Origin of the sequence: Marinobacter sp. bablab_jr003 (genome assembly GCF_016464245.1) — a bacterium.
Lineage (GTDB): Bacteria > Pseudomonadota > Gammaproteobacteria > Pseudomonadales > Oleiphilaceae > Marinobacter > Marinobacter vinifirmus.
Genome location: NZ_JADARC010000094.1, coordinates 1 through 7,980, shown reverse-complemented (window position 1 = coordinate 7,980; position 7,980 = coordinate 1). Strand labels below are relative to the sequence as shown.

Sequence of the window (7,980 nt, the reverse complement as noted above, 5' to 3'; positions counted from 1 at the left end):
TCTGGTTGTGAAAGAGCATGCAGGTTAGACTCGGACATGGCGTATCATTCCTCTGTTGGTTGTGATCTTGGCGGTGATCAACCAACAGGATACGCCACCCCTTCAGCCTGCTTCCATACACCAGAAATCACCATAACTCGTATTTTCCTGATAGTCGTAATCTCAAGAAGATCCAGGCCAGCCAAGAAAATTCTGGGGCAACTAATACCTCAGAAAATGGCAGGGCGTCTGATACTCCTTTGTTCGCAGACTTCGCTGACCAGTGGTTCCTCGAATCCAAAATCCAGTGGCGGAACTCCCACACTCGCAATGTGGAATCCATCCTGGCCAGCTCTCTCAAGCCAGCCTTCAAGGATAAACGGGTAGGCGAGATTTCCAAGCCGGATATTCTGGCCGCTCGTAACAAGATGGCTCGGCGGAAAGGAAGAGGGGCCAGTGGCTTGATGGCGCCCAAAACCATCAACAGCCACATGACCATTTTGCGGATGATTCTAACGGAGGCGGCTGAGCGGTTTGACTTCACGAATCCCTATCTGAACATAAAACCGCTCAAGCAGCAGAGGGTACACATCGAGCCTTTCTCCCTGAATGAGGTAGAAAAGATTCTCGAAACGGTCAGAGAGGATTACCACAACTATTACCTGGTGCGTTTTTACACCGGCATGCGAACGGGGGAGGTTGATGGCCTCAAGTGGGAGTACGTGGATTTCGAAAAGCGGGAAATCCTGGTACGTGAAACACTTATCCACGGCCAAACCGAGTACACAAAAACGGACGGCTCACAAAGGGAAATTCCAATGTTTGGTCCCGTGTATCAGGCACTCAAATCCCAGTACGAGGCAACGGGCAAGCTCAGCAAGTTCGTATTCTGTAACCGGCTGGGAGAGCCGCTGGACCACAATAACGTGACCAAGCGTGTTTGGTACCCTTTGTTGGAACACCTCAAGCTGAAGAAACGCAGACCCTACCAGACCCGGCATACAGCGGCGACGCTACTCCTCGCGTCGGGTGAAAACCCGGAATGGGTCGCCCGCACTCTGGGCCATTCCTCAACGGAAATGCTGTTTAAAGTGTATTCCCGCTATATCCCGAACCTGACTCGCATGGATGGCAGCGCCTTTGAGCGCCTGATTCAGAGTCGGGTCATCGAAAACGATAAGGAGGTGGGTGATGAAACTGAATGATCTGCGCCCATTGATGCAGGAAACTTTTAAAGGCACCTACCGACTGACGGGGCGTGTTGCCTGTTTTGACGATGAAGGCATTCCGTATCTGAAACTTCGGTTGAGCAGCTGTGCCAGTGACATCGTGGTGCTGGCGGTAATTGGTTCTATATTGATTCCAGAGCACTTGGGCCACATGGATCTGGTCGTGGTCAAAGGGCAGGTGTGCGTGGGTGCGGAGGAAAGTGAGATCCTGCTGACCGATATCCGCCGCCCGTTGCAGGCAGACGTTGCCAGCTTGCCTGCACTGCAGACTTTGCCACGGACGTTCTGTCCGAGACCGGAGGCACTGGATCAGCTGGTGGCTGCGGTTCGGTCTTTGCAGTCAGCCACGTTACAGATGTTCATTAAGCGAGTATTGGAGCGCCGTGACAGGCTTGAAGTCTTTCTGAAAGCTCCGGCGAGCAGGAATTACCATCATAATGAACCTGGCGGGCTGCTGGCTCATTCCTTGGACGTGGCGAAGAACGTAGTGGTCATGACGAAGACCAATGAGCCAGACATGCCTCGAGAACTTCAGGAGCTCGGTTTCGTTGCTGGTTTGTTGCACGATATTGGCAAGACCTACACTTACGATACGTGGGGTAAGCCGACGGCAACCGCGAGGTTGTGCGACCACGCCGACATGACTTTGGAAGCCTGCGCCTACGGTCTGGCTTATCTTGACAAGGTAGACCCTGATGCGGCTCTCGCACTCAGGCACATTTGGACCTGTGCCTCGCCCGGCGCACGTTACGGTGTCAGCCCTGCGATGACGCTTGCCCGCTACGTTCGGGACGCCGATGCCCAGAGTGCCATGGCTGACAATCAGCGGAAGGCCTATCGAAAGCGCCAGTCAATCGGTTTTGGGCGGCTCGGAAACAACACATATTGGCGGCCATCGATAGAAGCTCATGGATGAGGCTGATGGAAACTACAGTGAGGGGTGTGAGCACATGGCGGCCACACCCCTTTTTCATTAGATGGTGTGTGAGGAAAGCAGCTAGGCAGTGAAGCAGGCATTTACCCGGCAACGGTGCTAAGGTCAGAAAAAATATCGCGTCCAGAGCGAAGGAAATGCTGAAAATATACTACCTCCATGGCTTCGCCAGCCGCTTCGATACCACCAGCGACAAACTTAAAGCGCTCGCGAAGCTTGGCCCTGTCTATGGTCACGACATCGATTACACTCAAGCCTCGGAAGACGTCATTGAAGATAGCCTGGACAAACTGATGCAAGTGAACCCGGACCTTCTGGTTGGGACCTCGATGGGGGGATGGTTGGCGGGTATTCTGGGTGCCGAATCCGGCATTCCGTTTGTCGCCATCAACCCGGTGACGGATCCCGGTCACACTCTCAAGCCCTGGATAGGGCAGGGTGTTGATCATCAGGGGCACGCCTATCAACTGACGGACGAAGTGGTTTCAAGCTACTATCCCTTCACTCCCTATGGCAGCGGGCTTGTGTTGCTGGATCAGGGGGATGAACTGCTTCCGTGGAGCGACACCGTCAGGACGCTTGGGGATTATTTTCCGGTTCATAGTTTTGAGGGCGGCAGCCATCGGTTTGAGCACACGGAAGAAGCGTTGAAGCTGATTCGGGAACATGTGAAGGATTGAAACCGAAAACCCGGACTGGATGAACGGACGGACCGAACCATGAATTACGACACTCTCAAACAGCGCCACCGTGATGAGCGAGACGGCTACCCTGCCAATCTCAGCCTGCGGGTTCATCGGTCGCTGAGCTGGTTGCAGCGAGCAGAGCAACTCGACGACCCAGACAGCCGGTTCATCTTTCTGTGGATTGCGTTCAACGCCGCCTATGCCACAGAGATCAATGAAGAATACCGGACGACAGAGAAAACGGCCTTCCGTGGTTTCTTGGAGAAGTTAGTCGATCTTGATGCCGGCAAACAGCTGGATGAGCTGACCTGGACAGAATTCCCCCGGAGTATTCGGGTACTACTCAGCAATCGTTTTGTGTTTCAGCCCTTCTGGGACCATCAGAACGGAAAGCTCAGTGAGGAAGAGTGGCAAGACCAGTTTAACCGTGCAAAAGTCGCCGCTCAGTCAGCCTTGGGCTCAGAGGATACCGCGACGGTACTGGGCATTGCGCTTAGCCGGATCTACACCCTGCGAAATCAGTTGATACATGGCGGTGCTACATGGGGCAGTAAGGTAAACCGGGAGCAGATTCGTGACTGTGTAGCCTTGATGAGCCAACTGGTTCCCGTCATTCTGACAATCATGATGGATCACCCGGAGACACTGTGGGGCGATGCCTGTTATCCGGTAGTGAAGGACTAGTGTTCGACGAGTAAATGCATGCCTTCTAGTCCGCTTCGGCCTGATCAATGTCCAAGGAACGGTAAACAACCCACACTATGAGCTCTATGCCGCACTACCTGAAAAAACTGTTCTCCCGGGCGTATCGCCGTCAGCTTGCCGCTGAAGAACGTCAGAGCGAGCTGCAGGCCCAGATTCAAGAGCATCTGGCGACACTTCCCAGATGTGAAGGACAAATACTGGTTGCCACTACCGAGAACCGGGATGAGGGCTTTTTCTGCGACGTTACGGTCCCGGCAAGAGTGTTGTTGGCCTGGGCAAGGGAAGACGCCGAGAGAATGGTGATTCAAAGCGTCAGTGCCCAAGCGGCGAGGGAGGTGCTGCCAATCTGGCTCGCCAATTCTACCTTCGACACACGCAAGGTGAGTCGGTTGCCGGACGGCCATTTCGGCCTCGTTGAAGAGCGGATTAATGACTGGGTAACCGATGGAACCGCTACGGTGTATTGCCCGGAATGCGGCCATGAAGTCCAAGACGTTGCGATCACGAAGGCAAATGAAATGAGAGCTGGCAGGGCGTATTACTGGTGGACAGACATCTGGAGCTGCTCCCGTGGTCACCTGTTACGCCAAAAAGACCAGGAAATCCGGTTTATATTGAAGCCTCACCGACAAAGAGGTTGATTCGGCTCAGACTCCTCCCGCCTTCCTGGCAGCTGCACTAGTCCGAGTATAGAACACTAGGCCCAATGATGGGTTGACCCAACCGTATTGTCTCGCCAAAATGCTGTATATTCAAACAGTATCCGGTGTAAAGCATGTCCTGCATTCTGCTTGGTGACTACGAATCCGTCTCACGCCTGAATATCCCGATGTTTCTTGAACGGGTCTCGGCTGGCTTCCCATCGCCGGCGGAAGACTATGTTGAGAAAACCATTGACCTGAACGAGCTGTGTATTCAACACCCGGCTGCCACGTTTTTTGTGCGAGTGCAGGGAGAGTCTATGGTTGAGGCGGGTATCTATCCCGGCGATGTCCTGGTGGTGGATCGGTCGCTGAGAGCCAAGCACGGAGACATCATCATCGCGAGCCTGGAAAGCGAGATGACGGTCAAACAGTTGCATTTGACGCCACCGCCCGTTCGACTCCTTCCAAGGAATTCAGCGTACCGGCCCATTACCGTCGAGGGCGATATGGTGATGGAGGTGTTTGGAGTGGTCACCAACGTCATTCGGTCGCTCAAGCGGGGAGGGCAGGGATGACACCTGAATCGGGAGTATCCTTTGTCACCGTGAGACGACGGTTCGATTTTCGCAGCATCGAGGTCGGACGCTGGGTGACGCCTCAGGAGCGGGACCGGGCAGCCGGCCGGTTCTATCAGGCGCTGTGTGATTTGATGACGATCCTGCGAGGACCGGAGCCATTGATCTCCCTGAGGAGCACGCTGGGCCTGCAGTATGGCATCGGCGGCCGGCTGGGCGTGGCCGCGCACTACATTCCCGCCACCCGGCAACTGGCGCTGGCCAAGAATGCCGGTGCGGGTAGCCTGGCGCATGAATGGTTTCACGCCTTTGATCACTACATGGGTGGCAAAGCTTACCGGAATGCCGGACCGTGCGGCTTCGCTTCCAGTGCCTGGCTGAACAGCGTAAGCAGTAAACCCCACCCACTGAATGAACGGCTAGGCGCTTGCTTCCAGGCCATCATGCTGACGGAGGACGGCACAGCACCCAGCACTTTGTTCCGGGCCTCCCAGGTGGCCGATCAGCACTTGAAAACGGTTTATTACGCCAAACCGGAGGAGCTGTGCGCTCGCGCCTTTGAAGCCTTCATTGAAGACAGCCAGCCGCGTAACCGATTTCTGGTAAACGGAACCGTTCACTCTGATGAAGCCAAGGTGGGTCTGTATCCGCAGGGCGAGCATCGCCAGCGTATCAATGACGCCTTTCAGTATTACTTTGCCGCTCTCGGGGCTGCGTTGTGTCGGGAACAGGCCAAAGCCGGATGAGGAAGCCTGTGTTCGCCCTGGTGGACTGCAATAACTTCTATGCCTCCTGCGAGAAGCTGTTCCGTCCGGATCTGCGCCATACACCGGTTGTGGTGCTGTCCAACAACGACGGCTGCGTCGTCGCCCGTTCCAAAGAAGCCAAGGCGCTGGGGATCAAGATGGGCGTGCCGGTTCATCACATTAAACCGGAAATTCGCCGATACGGCATCCAGGTGTTCTCCTCCAACTACACCCTCTATGGCGACATGAGCCGGCGGGTGATGACGACTCTGGAAGCCCTGGCTCCCAAAGTGGATGTCTATTCCATCGATGAAGCCTTTCTGGACCTGACCGGCATTGACCGGGTGGTGTCCTTTGAGGACTTTGGGCGAGAGGTCAGGAACACGGTGTATCAGAACGCCGGCTTACCGGTCTGTGTGGGCATTGCTCCGACGCGAACCCTGGCCAAGCTGGCCAACCATGCCGCCAAGAAATATCCAGCCACTGGAGGCGTGGTCGATCTGACGGACCCCGACCGGCAACGGCGGCTGATGGCGCGGGTACCGGTTGAGGAGGTTTGGGGTGTCGGGCGAAAACTCAGTGCCAGGCTTCAGGCCATGGGTATTGTCACGGCGTTACAACTAGCGGATACCCATCTGGCAACGCTCAGAAAACAGTTCTCTGTGGTGTTGGAACGCACCGCCCGGGAGCTCAATGGAGTGCCCTGTGTTCCGTGGGAGGATGTGCCGGCCCCGAAGAAGCAAATCATGTGCTCGCGATCGTTTGGTCAGCCCCTTCAGAAATTGAGCGACCTGGAAGAAGCCGTGGCGCACTTTGCGACTCGCGCGACCGAGAAGCTACGCGGAGGCCAGCAGTATGCTGGGGAACTGATGGTGTTCATCCGAACCAACCCGTTCAAAACCGCAGCGCCGCAGTATTCACGCAGTGCCAGCGTGAAGCTCATCCAGCCCAGCCAGGACTCCCGGATTATTGTGCAGCAGGCTCTGAACCTGCTTAGACCGATGTATCGGGAAGGATTTGATTACGCTAAGGCCGGCGTTATGTTGGGGGAACTGGTGGGTGAGTCGGGTGTTCAGGAGGATCTCTTCCAAGCCGCGCAGGAGCAGGCGCCAGACAATGGCAGATCGGAACGCCTGATGGCGGTGATGGATACCATCAACCGGAAGTCGAGGGCGACGGTCTACATGGCCAGAGAGGCCGGGCCTGCGGCTTATGCGATGCGGCGGGGGCATTTGTCGCCGGCGTATACGACAGATTGGGCAGCTTTACCCTGGGTAAACTGACCCGTTAAGTGGAGCGAGGTAGCTGCAGTAATGCTTTTATATCGTCAGGGCTCTGTTCTTTGCCGCCATAGTGCAGTGCTGCGTGGCAGTTCGGGCATACCGGGATCAGGTCATTAATGGGATCTACTTCATACTGCTCGCCGATTTTCGAGATCGGGACAATATGATGGACGTGTATGAAGCCTTGAAAGTCCGCTCCATAGGTTTGCGCAAAATCGAAGCCGCAGATCAGACAAGCCGAGCCGTGGTGTTCGATACAAGCGGCCCTGGCTGCAGGGCTTCGTTCATAACGGTTTACAGTAACGGACCTCCGAGCGCCCTCCCAGACTGAATCGGGAACTTCTTCCGGTATCGAAGCCGTTTGTTCATCCAGCGCTAGGGCGACCACAGTGAACCCGAGCTCTTCGAGTTTTGGGACAACGGTGGCAAGACCACCGGAAAACTGCTTAGACGACAATGGCGTGCCAAATTGATAGCCGTGTGCGGCACCAACAATGGCTTTGGAGTCGTAGCTTCTCCCGCCATGAATAAGTGCAAAGGTGCGGGCTTTGCCAAAACCGTAACGCTTTAGAAACCCCTCTTGTCCCAGCTGGTCGTACTCGGCTATCGCCTCCAGGACGGCCTTGGGATCATTTAGGTCTTTCAAGCTCATGGGACGAATCCTTTCAATTAGACGTTCACCGTAATTCGCTATGCCATGATAACGCATGACTATGGAGTCAAGTTTATTTCGTTCGATCAACATTAACCCACCGCCGAATCCAATCCAAAGCACCCTCTGACGGGCTTGAATTACACACCCCGCGAACCTCGCCAACCACCCACGTCTTATTCTGATACTCCAGTGATATGGTTAAACGCTCCGGGTGGACCATCCGGTAAATGAACACTTCCCCGAGGGCGACCGGCACGTCATAGCTGCCGACGCAATGGCGCATGGTTGCCCCTTCTTCCAGAAGCTCAAGCCAGGAACCCAACGGCTCTATACCGTCGATTGGGGCGAGAGGCGGTTTGGGATAGTCGCCGTGCTCCTCAGAAAGCGGTCTTGGCGTTTCTCTTTGCGTAAACCGCTGAAGGTTGCCACCCATTCCACGTGAAGCCTGCCACCCGGACCGGAGCAAGGCTGCCACCCATCGGAGCGTAGCGACGCGGGGTTTCTCTTCTTACTCCGAAGTCTCAGTGCCCGTCAACTTTGCCTG

The 7,980-nt window shown here is 55.5% G+C and carries 10 protein-coding genes; 8 read left to right on the top strand and 2 right to left on the bottom strand.

Annotation, left to right across the window (positions count from 1 at the left end; genetic code table 11):
• Positions 1 to 239 precede the first annotated feature (239 nt).
• From H3Z84_RS08500 to umuC, 8 genes are all read left to right on the top strand, one after another.
• Positions 240 to 1,184: a tyrosine-type recombinase/integrase gene (locus tag H3Z84_RS08500; protein WP_228285791.1), complete on the top strand. Its 945-nt coding sequence runs from the start codon at positions 240 to 242 to the stop codon at positions 1,182 to 1,184.
• The gene (locus H3Z84_RS08495; protein ID WP_199457151.1) at positions 1,171 to 2,124 is read left to right on the top strand and encodes a TraI domain-containing protein; all 954 of its coding nucleotides are present in this window, start codon (positions 1,171 to 1,173) and stop codon (positions 2,122 to 2,124) included. The genes H3Z84_RS08500 and H3Z84_RS08495 overlap by 14 nt, the downstream gene beginning before the upstream one ends.
• 155 nt (positions 2,125 to 2,279) lie before the next feature.
• Positions 2,280 to 2,822, top strand: coding sequence for a YqiA/YcfP family alpha/beta fold hydrolase (locus H3Z84_RS08490; RefSeq protein WP_094625377.1), 543 nt, complete (start codon positions 2,280 to 2,282; stop codon positions 2,820 to 2,822).
• 39 nt (positions 2,823 to 2,861) lie between these two features.
• On the top strand, positions 2,862 to 3,512 hold the full coding sequence (locus H3Z84_RS08485; RefSeq protein ID WP_094625378.1) for a HEPN domain-containing protein: 651 nt from the start codon (positions 2,862 to 2,864) through the stop codon (positions 3,510 to 3,512).
• Between the two features lie 77 nt (positions 3,513 to 3,589).
• Positions 3,590 to 4,174: a hypothetical protein gene (locus tag H3Z84_RS08480; RefSeq protein ID WP_199457150.1), complete on the top strand. Its 585-nt coding sequence runs from the start codon at positions 3,590 to 3,592 to the stop codon at positions 4,172 to 4,174.
• Positions 4,175 to 4,308: 134 nt separating this feature from the next.
• Positions 4,309 to 4,752: a translesion error-prone DNA polymerase V autoproteolytic subunit gene (gene umuD, locus H3Z84_RS08475; protein ID WP_199457149.1), complete on the top strand. Its 444-nt coding sequence runs from the start codon at positions 4,309 to 4,311 to the stop codon at positions 4,750 to 4,752.
• The gene (locus H3Z84_RS08470) at positions 4,749 to 5,498 is read left to right on the top strand and encodes a CLCA_X family protein (RefSeq protein ID WP_199457148.1); all 750 of its coding nucleotides are present in this window, start codon (positions 4,749 to 4,751) and stop codon (positions 5,496 to 5,498) included. Before umuD ends, H3Z84_RS08470 begins: the two co-directional genes overlap by 4 nt.
• Positions 5,495 to 6,781 carry a translesion error-prone DNA polymerase V subunit UmuC gene (gene umuC / locus H3Z84_RS08465; protein ID WP_206768899.1) on the top strand — a complete coding sequence of 429 codons (1,287 nt, stop codon included), beginning with the start codon at positions 5,495 to 5,497 and terminating at the stop codon, positions 6,779 to 6,781. The genes H3Z84_RS08470 and umuC overlap by 4 nt, the downstream gene beginning before the upstream one ends.
• A 4-nt stretch (positions 6,782 to 6,785) precedes the next feature.
• Here umuC and H3Z84_RS08460 read toward each other — a convergent pair whose 3' ends face one another.
• Both H3Z84_RS08460 and H3Z84_RS08455 read right to left on the bottom strand, forming a co-directional pair.
• On the bottom strand, positions 6,786 to 7,433 hold the full coding sequence (locus tag H3Z84_RS08460; protein ID WP_167373027.1) for an HNH endonuclease: 648 nt from the start codon (positions 7,431 to 7,433) through the stop codon (positions 6,786 to 6,788).
• Positions 7,434 to 7,506: 73 nt separating this feature from the next.
• Positions 7,507 to 7,869 (bottom strand): PcfJ domain-containing protein, encoded by a 363-nt coding sequence (locus H3Z84_RS08455; protein ID WP_206768898.1) that lies wholly within the window; start codon positions 7,867 to 7,869, stop codon positions 7,507 to 7,509.
• Positions 7,870 to 7,980: the final 111 nt, after the last annotated feature.

Bases quoted from the DNA above. Each gene is read 5' to 3' on its own strand.
- umuD (WP_199457149.1), top strand. From the start codon at position 4,309: ATGTCCTGCATTCTGCTTGGTGACTACGAATCCGTCTCACGCCTGAAT.
- H3Z84_RS08470 (WP_199457148.1), top strand. From the start codon at position 4,749: ATGACACCTGAATCGGGAGTATCCTTTGTCACCGTGAGACGACGGTTC.
- H3Z84_RS08485 (WP_094625378.1), top strand. From the start codon at position 2,862: ATGAATTACGACACTCTCAAACAGCGCCACCGTGATGAGCGAGACGGC.
- H3Z84_RS08480 (WP_199457150.1), top strand. From the start codon at position 3,590: ATGAGCTCTATGCCGCACTACCTGAAAAAACTGTTCTCCCGGGCGTAT.
- H3Z84_RS08460 (WP_167373027.1), bottom strand. From the start codon at position 7,433: ATGAGCTTGAAAGACCTAAATGATCCCAAGGCCGTCCTGGAGGCGATA.
- H3Z84_RS08495 (WP_199457151.1), top strand. From the start codon at position 1,171: ATGAAACTGAATGATCTGCGCCCATTGATGCAGGAAACTTTTAAAGGC.
- H3Z84_RS08455 (WP_206768898.1), bottom strand. From the start codon at position 7,869: ATGGGTGGCAACCTTCAGCGGTTTACGCAAAGAGAAACGCCAAGACCG.
- umuC (WP_206768899.1), top strand. From the start codon at position 5,495: ATGAGGAAGCCTGTGTTCGCCCTGGTGGACTGCAATAACTTCTATGCC.
- H3Z84_RS08490 (WP_094625377.1), top strand. From the start codon at position 2,280: ATGCTGAAAATATACTACCTCCATGGCTTCGCCAGCCGCTTCGATACC.